The following is a 24,297-nucleotide window of genomic DNA, read 5'->3' on the forward strand; positions in this document are numbered from 1 at the left end:
CCGGTCAGCCCCGGACCACCAGCAGCGGCACGGTCATCTCCGCCGCGGTGTCCGCCCCGTGGTAGGCCACCAGCCGGGACGCCGCCGGCGGCTCGGACCGGGTGGCCAGCACCGCGTAGGTGTCACGGCAGGTCACCACCACGTCGCCGACCCGGCGCAGGTGGTCCTCGCCGACCGGGCCGAACCAGCCCTCGGCGACCATCTCCTCGCGGGTACGCACCCGGGCGGCCGGCCCGAGCACCGCCGACCAGGTGGCCACCACGTCGTCGACCGCACCCGGCTCGACGTGCAGGTAACGCACCCGGGGCTCCCCGGCGACCACCCGGACGCCGGCCCGCAGCCGCAGGTCGGTGTCCAGGTCGAAGCGGTGCGCCGCCGGCACGTCGAGCTGGCCGTGGTCGGCGGTGACCAGCAACGCCGCGTCCGACGGCAACCCGTCGACGAGCCGGGCGAGCAGGCCGTCCACCTCGGCGACGGCGATCCGCCAGGGCGCGGAGTCGACCCCGCTGAGGTGCCCGTGCCGGTCCAGGTCGGGGTGGTAACCGGAGACCAGGGTGGGCCCGGTCCCGGCGGCCAGCGCCGCCAGCATCGTCCGGGCCAGGGCGTCCACCCCGGCGGCCCCCCGGTAGTCGCCGCCCCGGTTGGCGGCCAGGGTGAGCCCGCTGCCGGCGTACTCGGGGCGGCTCACCACGGTCACCGCGACCCCGGCGGCACGGGCCCGCTGCCACTGGGTGCGGACCGGCTGCCAGCGCAGCGGGTCCGGGTCGCCGTTCCAGTCGATGTGGTTGAGCACCCGGTCGGTGCCGGGCACCCGGACGGTGAACCCGAGCACCCCGTGCGCGCCGGGGGCCGCGCCCGCGCCCAGGGTCACCAGGCTGGTCGGGGTGGTGGAGGGGAAGCCGGAGGTGAGCGGGCGACCCACCGTCGCGGCCAGCCCGGTCAGGGTCGGGGCGTACCGGGCGGCGGTGGGGAGCTGGTACCAGCCGAGGCCGTCGACGAGCAGCACGGCGACCCGGCGTACCCCGGCCAGGCCCGGGGCGAGCCCGAGCAGGTCGACCGCGCCCGGCACGCCGAGCACGGCCAGCGCGCTGGGCAGCACGTCGGCCAGGCTGCCCCCGCCGTAACGCGGCGACACCACCGCCAGCGGGTCCGCCGGGGGCACGGGACCGGCCGGCCGGTCCGCCGGCACACCGGCCGGCGGCACGGCCGTCCCGGCCGGCGGCACCGGCGCACCGGCCGGGGGCAGGTCGGTCATGCCGGTCGGCGGGCGAACAGGTGCAGTTGGGCGGCGAGATCCCGGTACGGCGGGTGCCCGGCCAGCGCCCGTTCCAGCTCGACCAGGGCACCCGGCTGGCCGTCGGCGACGGCGGCGGGCAGCAGATCGGCGAGGACGCGTACCCCGTGGATCTCCTCCACGGTGAGGCCGGCGGCGCGCAACAGCGTGGCGGCCTCCTCGGCGGCGAACCGGCGACGCAGGGTGTCCCGTGGACCGGCTGCGCCGTCGGCGGCGGCGGCCAGGGCGGCGGCGACGTCGAGGTGGCCGTTCATCGCCCGGCCCAGCACGGCGGCGGCCCGGCCGGCGACCAGCACACTCGCCGCGCCACCGGGGCGCAACGCGGCGGCCAGCGCGGTCGTCACCGGCAGCGGATCGTCGACCACCTCCAGCACCGCGTGGCACAGCACCAGGTCGACGGAGGCCGGCTCGACCAGGCCGGTCAGCGCGTCGCCGTCGCCCTGCACGGCGTGGACCCGGTCGGCGACCCCGGCCTCGGCGGCCCGGCGGGTGAGCGCGGCGAGCGCGTCGGGGCTGGCGTCCACCACGGTCACCTGGTGGCCGGCCTGGGCCAGCGGCACGGCGAACCCGCCGGTGCCACCGCCCACGTCGAGCACGGTCAACGCGACATCGGCCCGCCGGTCCAGCTCGGCGGCGAGCACCGACCAGATGACGGCGGTACGGGGGGTCAACGGCGGCTCGACGAACCGGCCTCGGGTGCGCTGTTCCACCCGGTGGAGCCTAGTCACCCGTGCCACCCGACCCCCCGCTGGCGGTACCGACGTCGACGGCTCAGATCTCCCCGCCGCCGGCCGGGTCCTCCTCGGCACGGGACCGGCGGTCGTTCGCCACCGGGCCCTCGGTCACCTGGTACTCGCGCGGCTCGGCGTCCTGGGCGGGCGTCCAACCGGCACCCAGCCGGGTGCGCCGGGCGTTCGCCAGTCCACCGGTGTACGTACTGTCCATCGTCACTGGTCATCCCCCTTGCCACGAGCGGGCCGCTCTGCCCGCGCGTGCCGGAAGTCTCCCGTCTCCCGGCCCGGAAAACCGTAATGTGGATCACTTCACCGGAAGTCGCGGGAGGCGGGCGCAACCGGCGGCGTGATCGGGTCCAGCCGGTCGGCGGTGAGGTTGGTGACCCCCTCGTGCCGCTGCAACCGACCGCGGACCACGAGGGCGACGCTGGTGCGGGCGACTCGACGATAGCGCTGCCACAGCCCCGGCGAACACGTGACATTGAGCATTCCGGTCTCGTCCTCCAGGTTGAGGAAGGTCACCCCACCGGCGGTGGCCGGCCGCTGCCGGTGGGTGACGATCCCGCCGACCCGGACCCGCCGACCCGACTCCACCCGGCCGAGTCGGGCGATCGGCACCGCACCGAGCGCGTCGAGCCGGTCCCGGACGAACCGGGCCGGGTGGCTCTCCGGGGACAACCCGGTGGCCCAGACGTCGGCGACGAGCCGGTCCACCGCCGCCATTCCGGGCAGGGTGGGCGCCGCCGCGCCGGTCACCGTGCCGGGCAGCCGGCCCGGCCGGTCCTGGGCCGCCGCCCCGGCCGCCCAGAGCGCCTGTCGCCGGGTCAGCCCGAAACAGGCGAAGGCGTCCGCGGTGGCCAGCGCCTCCAGCTGCCCGGCGGTGAGACCGACCCGCCGGGCCAGATCCGGCATGTCCCGGTACGCCCCGTGCGCCGTCCGCTCCGCCTCGATCCGCTCGGCCACCGGATCGCCGAGGGTACGCACGCCGCCCAACCCGAGCCGGACCGCCGGACCGCCCAGCCCCCAGGCGTGCGGTGGCTCCCCCGGCACCCCGCCCCACCGGGTCTGCGGGGTGGACTCCAGCACCGCCTTGGCCGCGCTGGCGTTGACGTCCGGCCGGCGGACCTCGACACCGTGCCGACGGGCGTCGTCGACCAGGGTCTGCGGCGAGTAGAACCCCATCGGCTGGGCGTTGAGCAGGGCGGCCAGGAACGCCGCCGGGTGGTGGCGCTTGAGCCACGAGCTGGCGTACACCAGGTAGGCGAAACTCATCGCGTGGCTCTCCGGGAAGCCGTAGCTGGCGAACGCGGTCAGCTTGCGGTAGACGTCGTCGGCCAGCTCGCCGGTGATCCCCCGCTCGGCCATCCCGGCGTAGAGCCGGTCGGCGAGCTGCGCCATCCGCTGCGCCGACCGTTTCGCCCCCATCGCCCGGCGCAGCTCGTCGGCCCCGGCCGCGTCGAAGCCGGCCAGGTCGATGGCGAGCTGCATCAGCTGCTCCTGGAACAGCGGCACCCCGAGGGTCTTCTCCAGCGCGTTGCGCATCAGCGGGTGCGGGTACGTCACCGGTTCCTGGCCGTTCTTGCGCCGGATGTACGGGTGCACCGAACCGCCCTGGATCGGGCCGGGCCGGATCAGCGCCACCTCCACCACCAGGTCGTAGAACTCGCGCGGTTTCAGCCGGGGCAGGGTGGCCATCTGGGCGCGGCTCTCCACCTGGAACACCCCGACCGAGTCGGCCCGGCAGAGCATGTCGTAGACCTCGGGGTCGTCCAACGTCATGTCCCCCAGGTCGAGGGTCTGGCCGATGAGGTCGTAGCCGTAGTGCAGGGCGGAGAGCATGCCCAGGCCGAGCAGGTCGAACTTGACCAGCCCGACGGCGGCGCAGTCGTCCTTGTCCCACTGCAGCACGCTGCGGCCGGGCATCCGCCCCCACTCCACCGGGCACACCTCGATCACCGGCCGGTCGCAGATCACCATGCCGCCGGAGTGGATGCCCAGGTGCCGGGGGAACCCCGCCCACCGCCCCGAGTTGCCGGTCAACTCGTTGGCGTACGCCACCACCTGCTCGGGGATGCCCTCGACGTCCACCGCCGCGACCGAGCCCCACCGGTCGATCTGCTTGCTCCAGGCGTCCTGCTGGCCGGGCGAGAAGCCGAGCGCCTTCGCCACGTCCCGCACCGCCGACCGGGGCCGGTACGAGATCACGTTGGCGACCTGGGCGGTGTGCTCCCGGCCGTACCGGGCGTAGACGTGCTGGATCACCTCCTCCCGCCGGTCGGACTCGATGTCCACATCGATGTCGGGCGGCCCGTCGCGTTCCGGGGCGAGGAACCGTTCGAAGAGCAGCCGGTGCCGGACGGCGTCCACGTTGGTGATCCGCAGCGCGTAGCAGACCGCCGAGTTGGCCGCCGAACCCCGACCCTGGCAGTAGATGTCCTGCGCCCGGCAGAACGCCACGATGTCGTAGACCACCAGGAAGTAGCCGGGGAAGCCCAGCTCGTCGATCATCCGCAGCTCGTGCGCCAACTGCGCGTACGCCTCCGGGTGCGCCTCGGGCGGGCCGTAGCGTTCCCGGGCGCCGTCCAGGGTCAACCGGCGCAACCAGCTCATCTCGGTGTGCCCCGCCGGCACCGGGTACGCCGGCAGCCGGGGCGCGACGAGCTGCAGGTCGAAGGCGAGTTCCGCGCCGAACTCGGCGGCCCGCGCCACCGCCCCCGGGTACCCGGCGAACCGGGCCGCCATCTCCGCGCCGCTGCGCAGGTGGGCGGTGGCGGCGGCGGGCAGCCAACCGTCGATCTCATCCAGGCTGCGGCGGGCCCGGACAGCGGCCAGGGTGGTCGCCAACCGCCGCCGACCCGGGCTGGCGTAGTGCACGTTGTTGCTGGCCACCGTGGGCAGCCCGGCGGTGGCGGCCAGCTCGGCGAGGGCGTCGTTACGGTCGGCGTCGACCGGGTGCCCGTGGTCGGTCAGCTCCACCGCCACCGTCTCCGCGCCGAACAGCGCGGTGAGCCGGTCCAGCTCCCGGGCCGCCGCGTCGACCCCCTCGGTGAGCAGCGCCGCCGGCACGTGCCCCTTGCGGCAGCCGGTCAGCACCAGCACGTGGTCCCGGAGTTCGGCGGCGACCTGCTCCAGCTCCCCGTAGACCGGGCGGCCCTTCTCCCCGCCGCGCAACTGGGCCCGGGAGATGACCGACGCGAGTCGGGCGTACCCCTCGTGGCCGTGGGCGAGCACCAGCAGGTGCCGGCCCAGCGGGTCCGGTTCGCCCTGCTGCGGGCCGGGCAGCCCCAACGACAGCTCCGCGCCGAAGACCGTCGGCAGGCGCAGCGTACGGGCCGCCTCAGCGAACCGGACCACGCCGTAGAACCCGTCGTGGTCGGTCACGGCGAGCGCCGTCAACCCCAGCCGGGCGGCCTCCTCGGCCAACTCCTCCGGGTGGCTCGCCCCGTCGAGGAAACTGAAGTTGGTGTGCGCGTGCAGTTCGGCGTAGGGCACCGCACCGTCCGGGCGGGTCAGCTCGGGGGGCGCGTACCGCTCGCGGTGCCGGGTCCAGGCCGGCGAGTCCCCGCCGTCGGCGTCGGCGAGCGGGTCCACCACGTGCAGGTGCCGTTCCCCACCCCGCCGCCCACCCCGAGACCCCTCCCCCCGGGAACCGTCACCTCGATGCCCGTCACCCTGATCCCCGCCACCTCGGGAGCGGTCAGCCGGGGAACGGTCGCCCGGAGAACGGTCGGTGGGGTAGCGGTCGGCCGGGGAGTCGCTGCCTCGGATGCGGTCATCCGCGCGGCCGTGGGCGGGTCGCCCGGACAGCACCCGCTCCAGCTCCGACCAGGGGAGCTTCGGATTGTGGAAACTCATCCGGCCACCCGCACGCGGCCGGGCACCCACACTCGGCAGACTGTCTCCATGCGGCCGGACGTCTCCGCACAGCCGGACATCTCCACGCCGCCACCCGCCCCCGCGCAGCCCACCACCCCCGCCCCCGCATGGCCGCCTATCCCCGCGCAGCCCACCGCCCCTACGCCGCCTGCCGCCTCTGCCCTGCCGGACACCCCTACGCCGCTGGAGGCACAGCGGGGCAGGGCCGCTACGGACAGGGATGATGCGCCTGGTGAGCGGTATGCCGCTGGGTCATATTCATGACCCAGCGGCATACCGCTCGGGAGGAAACATGTCTGCGGAGCGGCGAGCCCGGCATGCCCAACAGACCCGGCAGGTGCGGCAGGTCCAGCAGGTCCGGCAGACCCGGCAGACCTGGCAGGTCCAGCAGGTGCGGCATGCCCAGCAGGTGCGGCCCATCCCGGCACAGAGCACCTCACCGCTCGGCCACAAGACTGCCGGCCACTGAGCCAGATCAGCACGAACCAGGGCGACGGCGAGCCCACCAGGGCGGCACCGCCATGAGCTTCGGGGGCAGGTCGACCGGGAAACCACGGCCGTTGTCGGTGTCCCCGGGCCCCGCCGTCGGCGAGCCGAACGGGCCTGGCCAGCACGGAATCGACCTGCACGGAATCGACCTGCACGGAGTCAACCTGCACGGAGTCAACCTGCACGGAGTCAACCTGCACGGAATCGACCTGTACCAACCGGACCGCCGTCTGACGGGCCGGCACGGGCCACCGGTCAGTCATAGATCGCCTCCACCAGCCATCGCCCCGCCTCGACGGCCAGCAGCAGGGCGGCACCGTCGGCCAGACAGACCTGGAACCGGGCCCGGCGGCGGGCCTCGGCGGGGGCCCACCACCGCTCGTCCACCGGCCACGGGCCGGCCCAGCCGACGATCTCCGTCGGCGCGGCACCGCCGACGACCAGCCGGGCCGGGGCGGCGCTGACTGCCAGCCGGGCGCTGACCAGCACCGGTTCCCCGGCGGCATCGTGCACGGTCGCGGTGAGGGGGGCAGGCAGCACCACGGCCGGCGAGGGTGGCGGCAGTCGCCCCGGCCAGGGCGGCACGGAACTCCCCCGCCGCTTCCCGGCCCCGCCCCGCCCCTGCCCGACCGGCACAGGCCCACCCACCGGCGGCACGGCAGAGGGCCCACCCACCGGCGGCACGACGGCAGGCCCGCCCACCGGCGGCACCACAGGAGACCCACCCACCGGCGGCACGACGGGACGCCCACCCACCGGTGGGTCGGCGGGCACGCCTGGCGGTGGGGGCGGGCCGGGACGGGTGGGAAGCCGCTCGTCCCCCCACGGGACCAGCCGCGTCTGGTCGGCCGGGGACCGACCACCACCCAGCACGGCGGTGACCACCGCCTCCGGGCCGAGGATGCCCTGCACCCGGCTCAACGCCCGGTGTGCCCGGTCCCGTTCCTCGCCGGCCTCCCCCCACAGGCCGGGTTGCAGCCCGCCTCGGGTCAGCAGCCCGTCGGGGACCAGCCGCAACCGGATGATCCCGGCGGTCGGTCGGGGTGGTCGGGCACCGGCCCGGCCGGTGCTGCCGGAGAGCCAGCCGTCGAGCTGCCAGCGCACCCGGTCGGCGATGGCGGCGGCGGTGAGCAACCCGTCGTGCCGCCATACCCGGTGCAGTTCCTGGCCGTGGGCGGTGACCGCCTCGATGCCGAGCCGGGTGCAGGCCAGCCCGTACCCGGCCAGCCGGTCGTGCAGGCGCTCGGCGAGCACCCGGGCGGCGAAGGCCGCCGCGTCGACCCGGTCGAGCGGCTCGTCGTGGTGGGCGGCGACCGTCAGGTCGACCGGCGGCTGCCGAACGGCCAGCGGCCGGTGGTCGCGCCCGGCGGCAAGCCGGTGGGCGAGTGCCCCGTCGAAGCCGAACCGGGCCAACACGTCACCGGCGGGCAGCGCGGCGAAGTCACCCAGCGTCCGCACCCCGAGGCGGCGTAGCAGATCGGCCAGGGCCGGCCGGCCGATCGCCTCGACGGGCAGCCCGGCCAGGAAACCGGGCGTCCCACCCGGCGGCACCACCTGCCCGGTACGCGCGGCGAGGCCGGCGGCGAAGACCCCGTCGGCGATGCCGATCTGGCTCTCCACCGCACAGGACTGGGCCACCTGTTCGACGATCCGTTCGGCGGCTGCCTCCTCGCCGCCGAGGTAGCGGGCGGGGCCCCGGGCAGCGAGCGCGCAGACGCCGGGACGGACCACCTCGACCCCGGCGACGACCTCCTCGACGGTGGCGACGACCGGCTCGAAGGCGCGGGCGTCCCGACCGGGATCGTGCTCGACGACGGTCAGCGAAGGGCAGCGACCCTGCGCCTCGCGGCGACGCAGGCCCCGGCGCACCCCGGCGGCACGGGCCGACGCGGAGCAGGCCACCACCCGGTTGGCGTGCAGCACGGCCACCGCGCCGGTGGCGGGCACCCCGTCCACGATCTCGGCGGCGAGCACCGGCCAGTCCGGACACCAGAGCAGCAGGGTGCGTACCGGCGTGCCGGTCACACCGGCCCGACCACGGTGAATCCGCCCGGCCGGGACCCGACGGCGGACGCGGGTGGGCCGGCCGGTGCGGTGCGGTGGATGATCCGGGTGAGCCCGTCGCCGGGCAACCACATCGTGATCTCCTTGGGGCGGGCCGCCGCTCCGCGTCCGCGGGCCGACACGGTGACCTCCCGACGGCGCAGCCGGCCCCGCCCCGCCCCGAGCCCCTCCCAGACCCCCCGGACCACCTGGAGCGTGACGTCCGCACCGGCCCACCGGCCGTACGGGACGAGCACGCAGCCGCGTTGCCGGGCCCGGGCGGCCAGCCGGTCGGCGACCGAGGCGGCGACGCTGTGCGGTACGGCGGTCACCACCACGTCGACCCCGTCGATCAGGGCGGCGACCACGGTGGGCCACTCCGGGCCGGGATGGGGCACCAGCGCCAGCCGGTCCAGGGCGATGCCGACCTCGGCGGCGGCTCCGGCACCGAGGGTGGGCACCCCGACCACCGCACACCACGACCCGGCCCGGGACGCCTCGGCGAGCAGCGCCAGCACCAGGGAGGTGCCGCCGCTGTGCCGGGGCTGGCCGACGGTGACGGCGACCGTGCTGCCCCGGCGCAGCCCCCGGTGCGGCAGCAGGCCGGTCAACTCGGGTGCCACCGGGAGCAGCCGGTGACCGGCGGCCGGGTCCGGGGCGCTCGCCGGGCGTACCAGAGCGGCCAGTGCGGCGGAACCGCCCACCATGCGGCCCGCCATCGGACCAGCCCCCCGTCGTGTCGTTGCGTGGATCAGATGCTCGGTGGGCGGTCGCCCGGCGGGGACCCGGGCCTGGCCGGATCAGCTGCCCGGTGGGCGGCGGCCCGGCGGGGACCCGGGCGGGCCGCTGGGGCGGATCAGGCGGCGAGGCCGTCGAGGGCGGGTTGGTGGGTCAGTCCGAGCGCGTCCTCCACCACCGCCACGAACTGCTCGGCGGCCCGGAGCAGGTCATCGGCCTCCCGGGCGCTCACCACCCGGGGTATGCCAGCCTCGGCGGCGGCCCGCTTGCCGGCGGCGGCGGCGAAGTGGCGGGACCACTCGTCCAGCTCGGGGGCGACGGTGGCGAGCAGCACCCAGACGCTGGTGATCCGGCCTCGCCGGGCGGGCGCGGGCCGGGCCCGGGCGGCGAGCAGGGCGGCGGCGGCACGCAGCGCGGCCAGGTGGGCGGCGGCGTAGCGCAGCCCGTCGGGGCGGGTCTGGGCGGCCTCGGCCAGCCCGCGCCGGGCCACCGCGAGGAGTTGGGTGGGGGTGCGGTGCGGCAGCACGTGCGCGGGCACCGACGGCGCCTGGGCCGAGTTGGTCGGCATGACTGTCTCCTCCGCGTGACCGGGTCGGGCGGGACGCACGGTGGAGGAGATCCACCGGCGCGACGCCCGGGGCGGGTGGTGCGGAGGAAGACGCACCGATGGGGGCCGGCCGGGTGTGGATGCTTCCCCACACCACACCCGGCCGGCGAACCGGCGGGTTCGTCGCCCGCCGCCCGGGGGTCGTGGGCGGCGGGCGACGACCTGCCTTGACGGGACCGGGCTCGCGACTGCCCGGAACCCGGTGCGGTTCGCGAAACCGCACCTGCCCGGGTCGGCGCCGCGAAACGCCACTCCCGGGGGCGTTGGAACGGGTGTGCGAGTGAATCGAACACTCGTTCTAACTGCTTTGACAGTACACCCTGCCCCCGACGAAAACGCAACGTGTGGCGTACGCGTGGCAACCGGTGATTCCCAGCCCACGGGGAGTCCCGACACAGCCGGGCCCGGGGATCAGGGCCGGATCGACGGCTCGGGCCGGGGCAGGGACCACGCCGGCGGCACCAGGGTCCGGCAACGGCCGGGGTGGTCCGGTAAACGGCCGGGCGGGGACGCCGGTGTGGCCGGCTGCGGGACGTCGGGGCGTACCGGGGAGAATGGACCGTATGCAGTCACACCCGAACGTGCAGGCGGTGCAGCGGGCGCTCGACGACGCGGACGCACGCGACGGTTCCGGCGCGGCCAGCCAGATCCGTCTGCTGCCCGGGGCGGCGCACACCGCCGCCGCGGCGGCCGACGCGCTCGGCATCGACGTCGGCGCGATCGCCAACTCGCTGGTCTTCGACGCCGACGGCACGCCGCTGCTGGTGCTCACCTCCGGTGCGCACCGGGTGGACACCGCCGGCCTGGCCGCCCGACTCGGGGTGACCCACCTGCGCCGGGCCACCCCCGACTTCGTCCGGGAGCACACCGGCCAGGTGATCGGCGGGGTCGCCCCGGTCGGCCACCCCGGACCGCTGCGCACCCTGGTCGACACCGCCCTGGCCGGGCACGCCGAGGTGTGGGCCGCCGGTGGCGTGCCGCAGGCGGTCTTCCCCACCACCTACCCGGAGCTGCTGCGGGTCACCGGCGGCACCCCCGCCGAGGTGGCGTGAACACCACCCCGGAGCTGGTCACCCTGCACGTGTGGCGGGTACCCCGGGCCGCCCTCGGTCAGGCGTTGGGCCGGATGGCCCGGCACCCTGGCCGGTTGCGACGCACCCCCGGCGTACGGTTCGGCAAGCTGCTCGGCACCGGGAGCGGCACCGGCTTCGGCCCCGGGGACGCCGACCTGACCCGGTGGGCCGCGCTGGTGGTGTGGGACTCCCCCGCCGCGGCGGCCGGCTTCGACGCCTCCCCGGTGGGCCGTTCCTGGGCCCGGATCGCCCGCTCCTCGGCCCGGCTGGAGCTGCGCCCGGTGACCAGCCGGGGCGAGTGGTCGGGCCGGCGTCCGTTCGGCGATCCGGCGGGCGGCCGGGTCGACGGGCCGGTGCTGGCGCTGACCCGGGCCCGGTTGCGTCCCCGCCGTGCGCTCACCTTCTGGAAGGCCGTCCCGCCGGTCGCCGCCGCGCTGCACGCCGCGCCGGGGCTGCTCGCCCGGTTCGGCGTCGGTGAGGCGCCGCTGGGCTGGCAGGGCACGGTCAGCGTGTGGCGCGATCCGACGGACCTCGTGGCGTTCGCGTACCGTCACCCGGAGCACCGCGCGGCGATCACCCGCACCCCCACCGAGGGGTGGTACGCGGAGGAGTTGTTCGCGCGCTTCGAGGTGCGCGCAGTGGTCGGTGACCGGTCGGTGCTGGGATGGGTCGCCGACGGTGATCCGCAACCGTGAGAGGACGCGCATGAGGTTGGTGCGGTGGACGCCGGAGGATCTCGTCCGGCGACTCGACGACGTGGTCGCGGTGTACGGGGAGGCGATGGGCTACCGCAGCGACCTGCTGGAGGCCCGACGCGGTTACATCGCCACCCACGCCCGCCGACCCGGGTTCCGCGCCGTCGCCAGCCTCACCAGCGAGGGCCACCTGGCCGGCTTCGGGTACGGCTATCTCGGCGCGGGTGGCCAGTGGTGGCACGACCAGGTCTACCGGGCGCTGCACCCGGACGCCCGACAGCGCTGGCTGACCCACTGCTTCGAGGTGGTCGAGCTGCACGTCCGACCGCCCGCGCAGGGGCACGGCCTGGGCGCCCGGCAGCTCACCGCCCTGCTCAGCCTGGCCGAGGGCGGCACCACCCTGCTGTCCACCCCGGAGGCCGACGAACGGACGTCCCGGGCCTGGCGGCTCTACCGGCGGTTCGGCTTCGTCGACGTGCTGCGGCACTTCCGGTTCCCCGGCGACGAACGGCCGTTCGGGGTGCTCGGCCGGGACCTGCCGCTGCCCCGACCCGACACGTCCGGCCCGGCTGCGCCGTGATCCGCCGGCACGTCCCCTGGCTGCTGCTGGCCGTCCTGGTCCTGACCCAGATCTGCTATCCGCTCACCACCGGGGTCACCCGGGCCCGGCTCACCGTCGCCACGGTCGTCCTCGGCTACCTGCTGTCGGTGGGGCACGCGCTGCTGCGCCGGGGTCCCCGGGCGGCGCTGGCGCTGGTCGCGGTGGCCACCGGCGGCGGGTTCGCGATCGAGGCGCTGGGGGTGGCCACCGGTTTTCCGTTCGGCAGCTACGACTACTCCGGCGAGTTGGGGCCGAAGCTGGCCGGGGTGCCGTTGATCATCCCGCTGGCCTGGACCTGGATGGCCTGGCCCGCCTGGCTGGCCGCCGTCCGGCTGACCACGCCCGCCGGACGGGCAGCCGGCACCGCGACGGCCGGCACGGGGACGCCCGGATGGGCGGGGCACGTCGGGCGGGTGGCGTTGGCCACCGTCGGGCTGGCCGGTTGGGACCTCTTCCTCGACCCGCAGATGGTGGCCGAGGGCTACTGGGTGTGGCGCGACGCCACCCCGGCGCTGCCCGGACTGCCGGGCATCCCGATCAGCAACTACCTGGGCTGGCTGCTCTTCGCCGTGCTGCTGATGAGCGCGCTGCGCCCGCTGGCCGGGCCCGCCGTCGCGGTCACCGACTCCCGCGACGACCCGATGTTCGCGCTCTACCTGTGGACGTACTTCTCCAGCGTGCTCGCGCACGCCGTCTTCCTCCGGCTGCCCGCCTCGGCGATCTGGGGCGCGGTCGGCATGGCGGTCGTGGCGGTGCCGCTGGCGGTGACCCTGCTGCGCGCCCGCCGACGGCCCGTCGACCGGCCGGCACCGCAGCGCACCGGCGTCGACACCCCGGCATGAGCGGGCGCGGGCCGGCGGGGGGTCGGCGGTGACCGTGGTCGCGCTCGTGCTGGCCGTCGCGGTGACCGCGCTGACCGGGCACACCTGGGTCAACGCCGGGTACTGGCTGCGCCGGCCCGTCGACGGGCCGGTCGAGGTCGGCGAGACCGTGGCGGTGCTGCTGCCGCTGCGCGACGAGGCCGACCGGGTCACCCCGTGCCTGCGCGCGCTGCTCGCCCAGCAGGGGGTGCCCGGCTTACGGATCGAGGTGCTCGACGACGGCTCGACCGACGGCACCGCCGAGGTGGTCCGCGCGGTGGTCGGCGACGACCCCCGGGTCACCCTGCGCACCGGGGTCGCCCCGCCACCGGGCTGGCTGGGCAAGCCGTACGCCTGCCACCAGCTCGCCGGGCACACCGACCCGGCCGCCACCGTGCTCGCCTTCGTCGACGCGGACGTGGTGCTCACCCCGTACGCGGTCGCGGCGGCGGTGACCGAGCTGCGCGCGGCACGGGCGACGCTGCTGTCGGCGTACCCGAGGATTCTGGTGCGGACGGTGGGTGACCGGTTGGTGCAGCCGCTGTTGCAGTGGTTGTGGTTGACCTTCCTGCCGCTGCGCGCGATGGAACGCTCGGCGCGACCGTCGCTGGCCGCGGCCGGTGGGCAGTTCCTGCTGGTGGACCGGGCCGGCTACGACCGGGCCGGCGGGCACGCCGCCGTCGCCGACCGGGTGCTGGAGGACATCGAGCTGGCGCGGGCGGTGAAGCGCTCCGGCGGGCGGATCGCGCTGGCCGACGGCTCCCGGCTGGCCGCCTGCCGGATGTACGAGACCTGGCCCCAACTGCGCGACGGCTACACCAAGTCGCTCTGGGCCACCTTCGGCCACCCGGGGGCCGCCACGGCCGTGGTCGCCGCGCTGCTCCTGCTCTACACCGCGCCGCCGCTGCTGGCGGTGGCGGCGCTGGCGGCGGGTTCGGCACCGGTCGCCGGCCTGGCCCTGCTCGGGTACGCGGCGGGAGTCGCCGGCCGGGTGCGCAGCGCCCACGCCACCGGCGGCCGGGCCTGGCCCGACGCGCTGGCCCACCCCGTGTCGGTCGTGGTGCTCGGTTGGCTGACGCTGCGGTCGTACCATCTGCGGAAGCGGCGTCGCCTGTCCTGGCGGGGCCGTCCGGTCAGCTAGGAGGACGCGGCTATGGCGCGGATCGTGGTCATCGGCGCCGGCGTGGGCGGGCTGGCCACCGCCGCCCGGCTCGCCGTCAGCGGGCACGAGGTGACCGTCTTCGAACGGTCCGACACCGTCGGCGGCAAACTCGGCCGGTACGTCCACGACACCCCGGCGGGCAGCTTCCACTTCGACACCGGGCCGAGCCTGCTCACCCTGCCGCAGGTCTTCCACGAACTGTTCGAGGCGACCGGCGCGAAACTCGACGAGTACCTCGACCTGGTCCCGTTGGACCCGATCGTGCGGCACGTCTTCCCCGGCGGTGGACCCGCCCTCGACTCGTGCGCCGACCCGGACGAGTTCGCCGCCCGGATCGGCGTCACCCTGGGCGACCGGGCCGCCGCCGACTGGCGGCGGTTGTGGCGACGGGCCGCCCGGGTCTGGACCGCGTCGCACCGCGACATCCTGCGGCGTACCGTCGACTCGCCCCGCGACCTGGCCGCGCTGGCCTGGCGGTTGGGCGACCTGGCCGCCATCGGGCCCGGTCGCACCCTGCGCGGACTGGGCCGCAGCCACCTGTCCGACCCCCGGCTGCGGATGCTGCTCGACCGGTACGCCACCTACACCGGCGCGGACCCGCGCCGCGCCCCGGCCGCGCTGGTCGCCGTCCCCTACGCCGAGCTGACCTTCGGTGGCTGGTATCTGCGCGGCGGGCTGGGCACCCTGGCCGACGCGCTGCTGTCGCGCTGCCTGGACCTGGGCGTGACGGTGCGCACCGGGGAGACGGTCACCCGGATCGACGCCGCCGGTGGCCGGGTGCACGGGGTACGCCTCGCCGGGGTCCACGCGCCCGTCCCCGCCGACGTGGTGGTCGCGAACGCCGACGCGCTCACCGTCTACCGGGACCTGCTGCCGCACCCGGGCCGGCTGGCCGCGCTGACCCACCGCAGCCTGGCCGGTTTCGTGCTGCTGCTCGGGGTCCGCGGCGACTCCGGGCTGGCCCACCACAATGTCTTCTTCCCCGGCGACTACGACGCCGAGTTCGACGCCGTCTTCGGTGACCCCGGCCGGGGGGTCCGGGCCCGGCCGGCGACCGACCCGACGGTCTTCGTCACCGTCGCCGACGACCCGACCGCCCGCCCGGCCGGGCACGAGGCGTGGTTCGTGCTGGTCAACGCCGCCCGCCACGGCACCGCCCCGGACGCCGTCGACTGGCGTCGGCCGGGGCTCGCCGACGTGTACGCCGATCGGATCCTCGACGTGCTCGCCGAGCGGGGGGTCGACGTCCGGGACCGGCTGGTGTTCCGCGAGACCCGTACCCCCGCCGACCTGGACGCCGCGACCGCCGCACCCGGCGGGTCGATCTACGGCACGGCCGGTGGGCTGCTCCGCCCCGCCAACCGGGGTCCGGTGCACGGGTTGTGGCTGGTGGGTGGCTCCAGCCACCCCGGCGGCGGCCTGCCCATGGTCACCCTGTCCGCCCAGATCGTCGCCGACGAGATCGGCCCCGCCTGGTGACGCCCCGGCCCGCAGCCCCACCGGGGCTGCGGGCCGGGGCACGGCACTACGGGGCGGGCACGGCACTACGGGGCGGGCACGGCACTACGGGGCGGGCACGGCACTACGGGGCGGGCACGGCACTACGGGGCGGGCACGGCACTACGGGGCGGGCACGGCACTACGGGGCGGGCACGGCACTACGGGGCGGGCACGGCACTACGGGGCGGGCACGGCACTACGGGGGCGGGCACGGCGCTACGGGGGCGAAAGAGGGGTATCCGACGCGGGGGATACCGCTACCTGGCCGATCTTGAGTCGATCATCGCCGGCCGCGCCGCCGACCGGGCGGCAGCGGGCAGACCGTCAGCCGGCGTCGACGAGGGCGCGGCGGACGGTGGAGAGGAGCTGGCCCAGGCCGAAGCCGGCCAGCAGCACCCAGACGGCGGTGGCCATGGTGATGGTGCCGGCGGCCAGGTCGAGGTCGATCAGCCCGGTCAGCCCGGCCAGCAGCAGCCCGACCAGGGCGACGCAGACCCGGGTGGGCCGCTCCCCCACGGTGACCGCGCCGATCTCCCGCATCCCGGCGGCGACCGCGCGGGCCCGGACGTACTCGTGCAGCCAGGACAGCGCGCCGGCCGCGACCACCAGCGCACCGGGCGCTCCGACCAGCCAGAACGCCGCCAGCCAGGCGATCTCACCGAGCCGGTCGGCGACCGAGTCGTAGACGTAGCCGAGCCGGGTGGTCCGGCCGGTGGCGACCGCGACCGCCCCGTCGACGCTGTCGGCGACCGAGGCCAACAGCACGAACAGCGCGCCGACGATCGGCCCCTGGACCGACCGGACGCTGAACAGCGGCACGCACAGGCAGAGCAGCACCCCGGCGACGGTCACCGCGGTCGGGGTCACCCGCAGCCGGCCCAGCACATAACCGACGTGGTACGCGAAGCGCAGCCAGGCCCGGACCACCGGCGCCGCGACCCGGGGGTCGAAGCCGCCGTGCAACCGCGCCCACGCGGTCGCGTACTCGTCCCATTTCAGCTGTGTGCCCACCATCGGTCAACCGTCGCGGCGCGGTCGAGGTGTCGGGGTCGACGCGTTCACACCCGGGCGTCGGCCCGCAGGCTGCGCCACACCTCCCGGGTCGCGGGCGAACGGTTGAGGGTGATGAAGTGGATGCCGGGCACCCCCTCGTCGAGCAGCCGGGCACACATCTGGCTGGCCTGGTCGATGCCGAGCCGACGGACCGCCTCCGGGTCGTCGGCGACCCGGGCGAATCGCTCGGCCAGCGCGGGCGGGAAGGGCGCGCCGGACAACTGCACCGAGCGTTCGATGGTGCCGATCTGGGTCACCGGCATCACCCCGGCCAGGATCGGCGTGTCACAGCCGGCCGCCGCCACCCGGTCGCGCAGCCGCAGGTAGTCGTCGGCGTCGAAGAACATCTGGGTGATGGCGAACTCCGCGCCGGCCCGACACTTGCGGACGAAGTGCGCGGTGTCGCTGTCCACGTCGACCGAGCGGGGATGCTTGTACGGGAATGCGGCCACCCCGACGCTGAAGTCACCGGCCTCGCGCACCAGCCGGACCAGGTCCTCGGCGTAGTCGACGCCCTCCGGATGACGGATCCACTCGCCGCCCGGGTCGCCGGGCGGGTCACCGCGTACGGCGAGCACGTTGCGGACGCCGACGCCGGCCAGCCGCCCGATCACGTTGCGCAACTCGGCGACGGAGTGGTTGACGGCGGTCAGGTGCGCCATCGGCAGGAGCGTGGTCTCGGTGGCGATCCGTTCGGTCACCGCGACGGTGGTGTCCCGGGTCGAGCCGCCGGCCCCGTAGGTGATCGACACGAACGACGGGCGCAACGACTCCAGCTCGCGGATGGCCTGCCAGAGCAGCCGCTCACCCTGTGCCGTCTTGGGCGGGAAGAACTCGAACGAGAACGTCGGCTGGCGGGCGCGGATCAGCTCCCCGATCGCCGGCTGGGGATTGGGAAGGACGGAGGGAAGACCGAGCGCCACGAGACGACTCTAGCGGGCGTCGCCGCCCGACCCCACGCACTTCCCACCAGAGCATCGACATCCACCGAAACCCGGCCGACCAGCCCCACGGCAAACGTCGTACCCCGGGGGTAGAACGAACGGGCGCGGGTGGCGTCGGTCGGGGCCGATGCCCGGGGTCACGCGCGGGGGTCGGCCGCAGTGACCGGCGGCACGTCGGCCGCCCTGCGGGGCGGGTGGGCGGAGCCGCGTCGACATCCCGCCGGAGGACCGATGGCCCCGTCCGACCCGAGCCTGCTCGGGCCGCTGATCAGGCAACTGCGGCTGGCCCGTGGGTGGAGCCAGCAGCGGCTCGCCGACAAACTGTGCGCTGCCGCCGGCACACCCACGCTGACCCGGCACGAGGTGTCCCGGTGGGAGCGGGCGGTACGGGTGCCGGGCGACCGCTGGCGGCGGCAGCTCGCCGTCGTCCTCGACGCGCCGATCGGGTCGCTGGCCGACCGGCCGACCCGTGTCCCACGGGCCGACCCGACCCGACGGACCGACCCCACCCGACGGGCCGACGCGACCCGACGAGCCGCCCAGAAGCCGACCCGGGCCAGCAACGCCGCACCGGACCGATGGGTCGAGCCGGGTCCGGGCAGGCCGACACCGGAGCGACGCCGGACCGGGCCGGTGTCGGGCAACGGGCCGGTGTCGGGCAACGGGCCGGTGTCGGGCAACGGGCCGGTGTCGGGCAACGGGCCGTCCCGTCCGGCGGGACGGCCCGGCCGCCCGGTCGGGCGAGGTCGGGGCGGCGACCGGGATGACGCGCCGAGCCGCTGGTGAGGCGGCGGCGGTGGCGACCGGCTAGCGTCGTGGCGTGACCCACGCTGCTCCCGTCTCCCCTGTCGACCGTGCCGGCCTGCGGCAGCGCGTCGACAAGGCGCTGACCGAGTTCCTGTTCGGCCGGCGCAGCTGGATGGCCGGCATCGACGACGCTCTGACACCGGTCGCCGAGGCGATCGAGGGGTTCGTGCTCGGTGGCGGCAAGCGGCTGCGCCCGGCCTTCGCGTACTGGGGATTCCGGGGCGCCGGAGGGGTGGACGCCGACCAGGTGGTGACCGCCTTGGCGGCACTGGAGTTCTTCCAGGCCAGCGCGCTGATCCACGACGACCTGATGGACCGGTCGGACACCCGGCGCGGTGAGCCGGCGGTGCATCGACGGTTCGCCACCCGACACCGGGCGTCCGGTTGGCACGGTGATCCGGACGGCTTCGGCGACGCGGCGGCGATCCTGCTCGGTGACCTCTGCCTGGTCTGGTCCGACGAGCTGCTGCACTCCGCCGGGCTCGACCCGCACACGGTGGCCCGGGCCCGGCCGGTCTTCGACGAGATGCGCGGCGAGGTCACCGTCGGGCAGTACCTCGACGTGCTGACCCAGGCCACCGGGGAGGTCTCGCTGGAACGGGCCGGCAAGGTGGCCCGGTACAAGTCGGCCAAGTACACCGTCGAGCGGCCGTTGCTGCTCGGTGGCGCGCTCGCCGACGCGTCGGCCGACGTGTGCACCGCCTACTCGGCGTACGGGTTGCCGCTCGGTGAGGCGTTCCAGCTCCGCGACGACGTGCTGGGGGTGTTCGGCGACCCGGCGCAGACCGGTAAGCCGGCCGGGGACGACCTGCGCGAGGGCAAACGCACCTACCTGGTGGCGGCGGCGGCGGAGGCCGCTGACGAGGCCGGCCGGGACCTGCTGCTCGGCCGGCTCGGCGATCCGGACCTGGACGAGGACGGGGTGGCCCGGCTCCGCGAGCTGATCAGCGGCACCGGCGCGTTGGCCCGGACCGAGCAGCGCATCGTCACCCTGACCGACACCGCCCTGGCCGCCCTGGCCGGCGTCGACCTCGACACCGAGGCCCGCCAGGCCCTGGTGGACCTGGCCATCGCCGCCACCCGCCGCGCCGACTGACCCCTCCCCACGCTGAACGCGCCACCCCGCACCGAACCACCCCGCGCCGGATCGCGTTGATCAAGAGGTTTCGGTCACGAATGCCTCAGCAGATGACCCAAACCTCTTGATCAACTGACCCAAATCTCTTGATCAACGTGGGGAGAGGGGAGAAGCGGGGTCAGAAGCCGAGGGCTTGGGCGCGGCGTTTCACCTCGCGGGCGTGGTCGCCGCCGAGGGTGACCGCGCCCGTGCCACCGGAGAGGGTGTCGTCGGGCTCGTAGAGCCAGCGCAGCACGGCCTCGTCGTCGTAGCCGGCGTCGGCGAGCAGGTTGAGCACACCGGGCAGGTGCTTGAGCACCGTCGCGTTGGCCACCAGATCGGCCGGGATCCGGCGGATGCCGTCCCGCCGGACGGCGATCAGCTCGCGGTCCCGGATCATCTGGTGGACCTTGCTGATCGACAGGTCGAGCCGCTCGGCCACGTCGGGGAGGCTCAGCCAGTCGGCCGGGTCGCGGGGGCCGCCGAGGTCGCTTCCGGTGGACTGGTCGGCGGGTACGGAATCGGTCACCGGACCACCCTGCCACGTCGCCCCGCCGCACGTGCAGCGGCACCCCGTCGCGCCTGGGTGAGCGCGGCGGGACGGACCGGTGCGGACCCCGGCTGTAGCATCCTGTTCAACCTTCACCCTCAGGACACATAGACTCCCTGCCGATGGACATTCAGGTCGCCGACACGTTGCTGGGCTCGCTGCTCGACGGGCGCTACCGCATCCGCGGTCGCGTGGCCCGTGGTGGCATGGCGACCGTGTACACCGCCACCGACGAGCGCCTGGAGCGTACCGTCGCGGTGAAGATCATTCACCCGTCCCAGGCCGCCGAGGCGCGATCCCGGCTGGCGGGCTTTCCGGACCGGTTCACCGACGAGGCCAAGGCCATCGCCCGGCTGACCCACCCCAACGTGGTCGCCGTCTATGACCAGGGCACCCACCAGGGGCTGCCCTACCTGGTGATGGAGTACGTCCGGGGTCGCACCCTGCGCGAGGTGCTCGCCGAACGCCACCGGCTCAACCCCGACGAGGCGCTGGCGATCATGGAGCAGATGCTCGCCGCGATCGCCGCCGCGCACCGGGCCGGGCTGGTCCACCGTGACGTCAAGCCGGAGAACGTGCTGGTCGCCGAGGCACCCACCGGCGGGGTCGCCAACCTGGTCGACAGCGTGGTCAAGGTCGCCGACTTCGGCCTGGCCCGCGCCGTGGAGGCCAGCGCCGAGGAGGGCGACGGCAACCAGCTGATGGCAACCGTCGCGTACGTGGCACCGGAGCTGGTCACCGACGGGCGGGCCGACACCCGTACCGACGTCTACTCGGCCGGCATCGTGCTGTTCGAGATGCTCACCGGCCGGGTGCCGTACGACGGGGACCGCCCGGTCGACGTGGCCTGGCAGCACGTCGACCGGGACGTCCCGGCCCCGTCGATCCTGGTGCCGGGGCTGCCCCGGGTGCTCGACGAGCTGGTCGCCCGGGCGACCCGACGGGACCCGGGTGCCCGCCCGGCCGACGCGGGCGCCCTGTTGGCCGAGGTGCAGGTGGCCCGGGACGACCTGGGCAACCCGAACGCGCACACCGCCGTGCTGGGCCGGGTGGCCGAGGATCTGCCGGCGGTGGCCCAGCCCACGATGGTGGTCGCGGCGGTCACCCCGGTGACCCGGCCGACCTGGGCCCGGCTGCCCGAGCCGGCCACCCCGCAGCAACGCCCGCACCGACGCCGGGCCACCGAGAGCACCGGCCTGGGGTCCCGCCTGGCGGAGCTGCGTACCCGGGTGATGGGCAGCCCGCGCGGCCGGCTGTCGGTGGCGGCGGCCGTGGTGGTGGTCGGCCTGCTCGCCGCGATGGGTGGCTGGTGGGTGGGGGTGGGCCGCTACACGGTCGCTCCACAACTGGTGAACCTCAGCCGGGCCGACGCGCAGGCCCAGGCGGACCGGGCGGGGTTCCGCCTCGCCTTCGCCGCGCCGCGCTACGACGAGAAGATCCCCCGCGACGGTGTCGTCGCCCAGGACCCCGGCTCGGCCGCCAAGATCCTCAAGGGCGGCACCATCACGTTGACCCTCTCCCTCGGCCCGGAGCGGTTCCCGCTGCCGGACGTGGTCGGCAAGGAGTTCGACCTGGCCGAGGCCGACCTGACCGGCGCGAAGCTGGTGGTCGCCAAGGGCAGTCCCCGCTATGACGACAACCTGCCGGCCGGGGTGGTGGTGGACACCAACCCCAAGGTGGGCACCGAGGTCAAACCGGGCACCAAGGTGACCGTCATCCTGAGCCGGGGCCGGGCCCCGATCACCGTGCCCGACCTGGTCGGCAAGAGCCTCAACGACGCCCGCAGCGCCCTGTCCCGGCTCGGGCTGGTGCCGGTCGAGACCTACAAGGACTCCGACAAGCCGCGCGACGAGGTGCTCGGGCAGAGCCCGGCCGACGGCGCGGGCGTGGAGAAGGGCACCAAGGTCAAGCTGGACGTCAGCAAGGGCCCGCCGCAGGTGACCGTCCCCCGGGTGGTCGACCTGCCCTGCCAACAGGCCAAACAGCAGCTGGAGGGGGCCGGGTTCACGGTGAGCGTCCAGTTCAACCCCAACGGCATCGTCCGGTTCCAGAACCCGGGTGAGAACTCCCAGGTGCCGCCGGGCACCCCGGTCACCCTGGGCTGCCTGTGAGCACCCGCCGACCGGTCGGCTCGCACACGCCCACCTCGGGCGGGTTGGCCAGGACGGCCCTGCCGTACGTGGACGCGGCCGGCTCCCAGGTGGTGCAGGTCTACGTCTCCAACTCGCGGGGTTGGGCGTTGCCGCCCGGCGACCCGGCCCAGGACGCGCTCTTCGCCGACGGCTGCGCCACCCGTGGCGTGCCGGTCTACATCCACGCGTCGCTGCTGGTGAACCTCGGTTCGCCCACCCCGGCGACGGTGGAGAAGTCGACGCAGACGCTGGCGCACGCGCTGCGCCGGGGGCGGGCGATCGGGGCCCGCGGCGTGGTGTTCCACGCCGGCAGCGCCGTCGACGCCGGTTACGCCGAGACCGCCCTGCGGCAGGTACGCGAGTCACTGCTGCCGCTGCTCGACGAGACCACGGCCAGCGGCGGTCCGCTGCTGCTGGTGGAGCCGAGCGCCGGTGGCGGCCGGTCGTTGGCCTCCCGGGTCGAGCACCTCGGCCCCTACCTGGACGCGGTCGACCGGCACCCGGGGCTGGGGGTCTGCTTCGACACCTGCCACGCCTGGGCGGCCGGGCACGACCTGGCCGCCGAGGGCGGCATGACGGCGACCCTGGACACCCTGGTCGCCACGGTCGGGGCGGACCGGCTGAAGCTGATCCACGCCAACGACTCCAAGGACCTGTGCGGCTCCACCCGGGACCGGCACGAGAACATCGGCAAGGGCAGCATCGGTGAGCCGGCCTTCGCCGAGTTGATGGCCCACCCGGCGACCGACGGCATCCCCGTCGTGGTGGAGACCCCGTCGGACAAACACGAGGGCCACGCCACCGACATAGCCACCCTCACCCGCCTCCACCCCTAACCCCACCCCCACCCCACCCGACGCCTCCGGTGATCAAGAGGTTTACGTCAACTTGATCTTCAGGCTGACGTAAACCTCTTGATCAACACCGGAAGGCGCGGGTGGTGCGGGGCGGCGTGAGGAGGGGAGGGGTGGGGTGGGGTTAGGGGGTTAGGAGGTGGGGGAGGATCTTGGTGGCGTGGTCGATGGCGGCGTCGTCGAGGTCGAGGTGGGTGACCAGGCGGGCGGTGCGGGGGCCGAGCACCGACAGCAGCACCCCTTCCGCGCGGGCGGCGGTCGCCAGGGCCCGCGCGTCGAGCCGGTGCCCGGTCAGGTCCAACGGGACGATGTTCGTGCGCACCGGCCCGGCGAGCACTCCGAACGGGGCGACCGCCTCGGCGAGCCGGGCCGCGCGGGCGTGGTCGTCGGCGAGCCGGCCGAGGTGGTGGGCCAGGGCGTACCGGCCGGCGGCGGCGAGCACCCCGACCTGCCGCATCCCGCCACCCATCCGCTTGCGCAGGAACCGGGCCCGGGTGATCTGCGCGGCGTTGCCGATGACCAGTGAGCCGACCGGTGCGCCGAGACCCTTGGAGAGGCAGACCGACAGGGTGTCGAAGAGCGCGCCGTACTCGTGCAACGGCACCCCGTCGGCGACATGCGCGTGCCAGATCCGGGCACCGTCGCAGTGCAGGGCGAGGCCGGCGGTGTCGGCGACCCGGCGCAACTCCCGCAGGGTCGCCAGCGGGATCACCCCGCCACCACCCCGGTTGTGGGTCTGCTCCACGGCGATGGCCCGGGTCGGCACCGCGAAGTAGCCGTCCGGCCGGATCATCGCCTCCACCACGCCCGGGTCGAGGTCCGCGCCGAGGGCCGGCCAGGTCCGCGTGGAGATCGCGCCGTACGCCGCCGCCGCACCGACCTCGTACGTGACCACGTGCGCGTCGGCGTCGCAGAGCAACTCGTCGCCCGGTGGGACGACCAGTTGCAGGGCGATCTGGTTGGCCATCGAGCCGGTCGGGGCGAAGAGCGCCGCCTCGTGCCCGAAGAGCGCGGCGACCTCGGCCTCCAGCGCGTTGACCGTCGGGTCCTCGCCGTAGACGTCGTCGCCGACCTCGGCGGCGGCCATCGCCTCCCGCATCCCGGCGGTGGGCCGGCTCACCGTGTCGGAGCGCAGGTCCACCACCGGGCCCGGGTCGCCGGGGTGCCC

Annotated in this window: 22 protein-coding genes and 1 pseudogene; 12 read left to right on the forward strand and 11 right to left on the reverse strand. The window is 75.3% G+C overall.

Features of this window, described 5'->3' with window-relative positions; translation table 11 throughout:
- Positions 1-4 precede the first annotated feature (4 nt).
- The 4 genes from ACQP1S_RS23125 to ACQP1S_RS23140 form a co-directional block, all read right to left on the reverse strand.
- Positions 5-1,255, reverse strand: coding sequence for an alkaline phosphatase family protein (locus ACQP1S_RS23125; protein ID WP_432899066.1), 1,251 nt, complete (start codon positions 1,253-1,255; stop codon positions 5-7).
- Positions 1,252-2,022, reverse strand: a complete 771-nt coding sequence (locus ACQP1S_RS23130; protein WP_091238847.1) for a methyltransferase domain-containing protein — start codon at positions 2,020-2,022, stop codon at positions 1,252-1,254. The genes ACQP1S_RS23125 and ACQP1S_RS23130 overlap by 4 nt, the downstream gene beginning before the upstream one ends.
- A 43-nt stretch (positions 2,023-2,065) precedes the next feature.
- Entirely contained in the window at positions 2,066-2,239 is a 174-nt protein-coding gene (locus ACQP1S_RS23135) for a hypothetical protein (protein ID WP_244253196.1), read from the reverse strand.
- Between the two features lie 98 nt (positions 2,240-2,337).
- Positions 2,338-5,883, reverse strand: a complete 3,546-nt coding sequence (locus tag ACQP1S_RS23140) for an error-prone DNA polymerase (protein ID WP_432899069.1) — start codon at positions 5,881-5,883, stop codon at positions 2,338-2,340.
- Between the two features lie 313 nt (positions 5,884-6,196).
- Between ACQP1S_RS23140 and ACQP1S_RS23145 the strand changes: the two genes are divergently transcribed.
- Together ACQP1S_RS23145 and ACQP1S_RS23150 are read left to right on the forward strand one after the other, a co-directional pair.
- On the forward strand, positions 6,197-6,373 hold the full coding sequence (locus ACQP1S_RS23145) for a hypothetical protein (RefSeq protein ID WP_432899071.1): 177 nt from the start codon (positions 6,197-6,199) through the stop codon (positions 6,371-6,373).
- Positions 6,374-6,425: 52 nt separating this feature from the next.
- A pseudogene (locus ACQP1S_RS23150) lies at positions 6,426-6,590 on the forward strand (pentapeptide repeat-containing protein); the annotation flags it as partial.
- 58 nt (positions 6,591-6,648) lie between these two features.
- On the opposite strand, the gene ACQP1S_RS23155 reads toward ACQP1S_RS23150, so the two are convergent.
- The 3 genes from ACQP1S_RS23155 to ACQP1S_RS23165 all read right to left on the reverse strand — a co-directional run bounded on the left by ACQP1S_RS23155 (position 6,649) and on the right by ACQP1S_RS23165 (position 9,742).
- Positions 6,649-8,418 (reverse strand): DNA polymerase Y family protein, encoded by a 1,770-nt coding sequence (locus tag ACQP1S_RS23155; RefSeq protein WP_432899073.1) that lies wholly within the window; start codon positions 8,416-8,418, stop codon positions 6,649-6,651.
- Positions 8,415-9,155, reverse strand: a complete 741-nt coding sequence (locus tag ACQP1S_RS23160) for a hypothetical protein (RefSeq protein ID WP_432899075.1) — start codon at positions 9,153-9,155, stop codon at positions 8,415-8,417. Before ACQP1S_RS23160 ends, ACQP1S_RS23155 begins: the two co-directional genes overlap by 4 nt.
- 137 nt (positions 9,156-9,292) lie before the next feature.
- On the reverse strand, positions 9,293-9,742 hold the full coding sequence (locus tag ACQP1S_RS23165) for an SAV_6107 family HEPN domain-containing protein (protein WP_432899078.1): 450 nt from the start codon (positions 9,740-9,742) through the stop codon (positions 9,293-9,295).
- 602 nt (positions 9,743-10,344) lie between these two features.
- Here ACQP1S_RS23165 and ACQP1S_RS23170 point away from each other — a divergent pair.
- The 6 genes from ACQP1S_RS23170 to ACQP1S_RS23195 are packed head-to-tail and all read left to right on the forward strand — an operon-like array spanning position 10,345 to position 15,651.
- Positions 10,345-10,833, forward strand: coding sequence for a YbaK/EbsC family protein (locus ACQP1S_RS23170; RefSeq protein WP_432899081.1), 489 nt, complete (start codon positions 10,345-10,347; stop codon positions 10,831-10,833).
- Positions 10,830-11,549: a monooxygenase gene (locus ACQP1S_RS23175; protein WP_432899084.1), complete on the forward strand. Its 720-nt coding sequence runs from the start codon at positions 10,830-10,832 to the stop codon at positions 11,547-11,549. Before ACQP1S_RS23170 ends, ACQP1S_RS23175 begins: the two co-directional genes overlap by 4 nt.
- 10 nt (positions 11,550-11,559) lie before the next feature.
- The gene (locus tag ACQP1S_RS23180) at positions 11,560-12,129 is read left to right on the forward strand and encodes a GNAT family N-acetyltransferase (protein ID WP_357891010.1); all 570 of its coding nucleotides are present in this window, start codon (positions 11,560-11,562) and stop codon (positions 12,127-12,129) included.
- Complete coding sequence (locus tag ACQP1S_RS23185; RefSeq protein ID WP_425413122.1) at positions 12,126-12,992, forward strand: carotenoid biosynthesis protein; 867 nt, start codon at positions 12,126-12,128, stop codon at positions 12,990-12,992. The genes ACQP1S_RS23180 and ACQP1S_RS23185 overlap by 4 nt, the downstream gene beginning before the upstream one ends.
- A 34-nt stretch (positions 12,993-13,026) precedes the next feature.
- The gene (locus ACQP1S_RS23190; RefSeq protein ID WP_432908235.1) at positions 13,027-14,151 is read left to right on the forward strand and encodes a glycosyltransferase; all 1,125 of its coding nucleotides are present in this window, start codon (positions 13,027-13,029) and stop codon (positions 14,149-14,151) included.
- A 12-nt stretch (positions 14,152-14,163) separates the two neighbouring features.
- The gene (locus ACQP1S_RS23195) at positions 14,164-15,651 is read left to right on the forward strand and encodes a phytoene desaturase family protein (protein ID WP_432899089.1); all 1,488 of its coding nucleotides are present in this window, start codon (positions 14,164-14,166) and stop codon (positions 15,649-15,651) included.
- Positions 15,652-15,996: 345 nt separating this feature from the next.
- Here ACQP1S_RS23195 and ACQP1S_RS23200 read toward each other — a convergent pair whose 3' ends face one another.
- Both ACQP1S_RS23200 and metF read right to left on the reverse strand, forming a co-directional pair.
- Positions 15,997-16,686, reverse strand: a complete 690-nt coding sequence (locus ACQP1S_RS23200; RefSeq protein ID WP_091237585.1) for a CDP-alcohol phosphatidyltransferase family protein — start codon at positions 16,684-16,686, stop codon at positions 15,997-15,999.
- Positions 16,687-16,730: 44 nt separating this feature from the next.
- Positions 16,731-17,648: a methylenetetrahydrofolate reductase [NAD(P)H] gene (metF, locus tag ACQP1S_RS23205; RefSeq protein WP_432899092.1), complete on the reverse strand. Its 918-nt coding sequence runs from the start codon at positions 17,646-17,648 to the stop codon at positions 16,731-16,733.
- Positions 17,649-17,900: 252 nt separating this feature from the next.
- On the opposite strand from metF, the gene ACQP1S_RS23210 reads away from it, so the two are divergent.
- Both ACQP1S_RS23210 and ACQP1S_RS23215 read left to right on the forward strand, forming a co-directional pair.
- On the forward strand, positions 17,901-18,455 hold the full coding sequence (locus tag ACQP1S_RS23210; RefSeq protein ID WP_432899095.1) for a helix-turn-helix domain-containing protein: 555 nt from the start codon (positions 17,901-17,903) through the stop codon (positions 18,453-18,455).
- 34 nt (positions 18,456-18,489) lie between these two features.
- Entirely contained in the window at positions 18,490-19,572 is a 1,083-nt protein-coding gene (locus ACQP1S_RS23215) for a polyprenyl synthetase family protein (protein WP_432899098.1), read from the forward strand.
- A gap of 160 nt (positions 19,573-19,732) precedes the next feature.
- Here the strand turns inward: ACQP1S_RS23215 and ACQP1S_RS23220 are convergent, their stop codons facing one another.
- Positions 19,733-20,122, reverse strand: coding sequence for an Rv2175c family DNA-binding protein (locus tag ACQP1S_RS23220; protein ID WP_091237593.1), 390 nt, complete (start codon positions 20,120-20,122; stop codon positions 19,733-19,735).
- 143 nt (positions 20,123-20,265) lie between these two features.
- On the opposite strand from ACQP1S_RS23220, the gene pknB reads away from it, so the two are divergent.
- On the forward strand, positions 20,266-22,254 hold the full coding sequence (pknB, locus tag ACQP1S_RS23225) for a Stk1 family PASTA domain-containing Ser/Thr kinase (protein ID WP_432899101.1): 1,989 nt from the start codon (positions 20,266-20,268) through the stop codon (positions 22,252-22,254).
- Positions 22,251-23,111, forward strand: a complete 861-nt coding sequence (locus tag ACQP1S_RS23230) for a deoxyribonuclease IV (protein WP_432899104.1) — start codon at positions 22,251-22,253, stop codon at positions 23,109-23,111. The genes pknB and ACQP1S_RS23230 overlap by 4 nt, the downstream gene beginning before the upstream one ends.
- A 142-nt stretch (positions 23,112-23,253) precedes the next feature.
- Here the strand turns inward: ACQP1S_RS23230 and ACQP1S_RS23235 are convergent, their stop codons facing one another.
- Positions 23,254-24,228, reverse strand: a complete 975-nt coding sequence (locus tag ACQP1S_RS23235; protein ID WP_432908238.1) for a threonine aldolase family protein — start codon at positions 24,226-24,228, stop codon at positions 23,254-23,256.
- Positions 24,229-24,297 lie beyond the last annotated feature (69 nt).

It is taken from the genome of Micromonospora matsumotoense, assembly GCF_050951065.1.
GTDB lineage: Bacteria > Actinomycetota > Actinomycetes > Mycobacteriales > Micromonosporaceae > Micromonospora > Micromonospora matsumotoensis.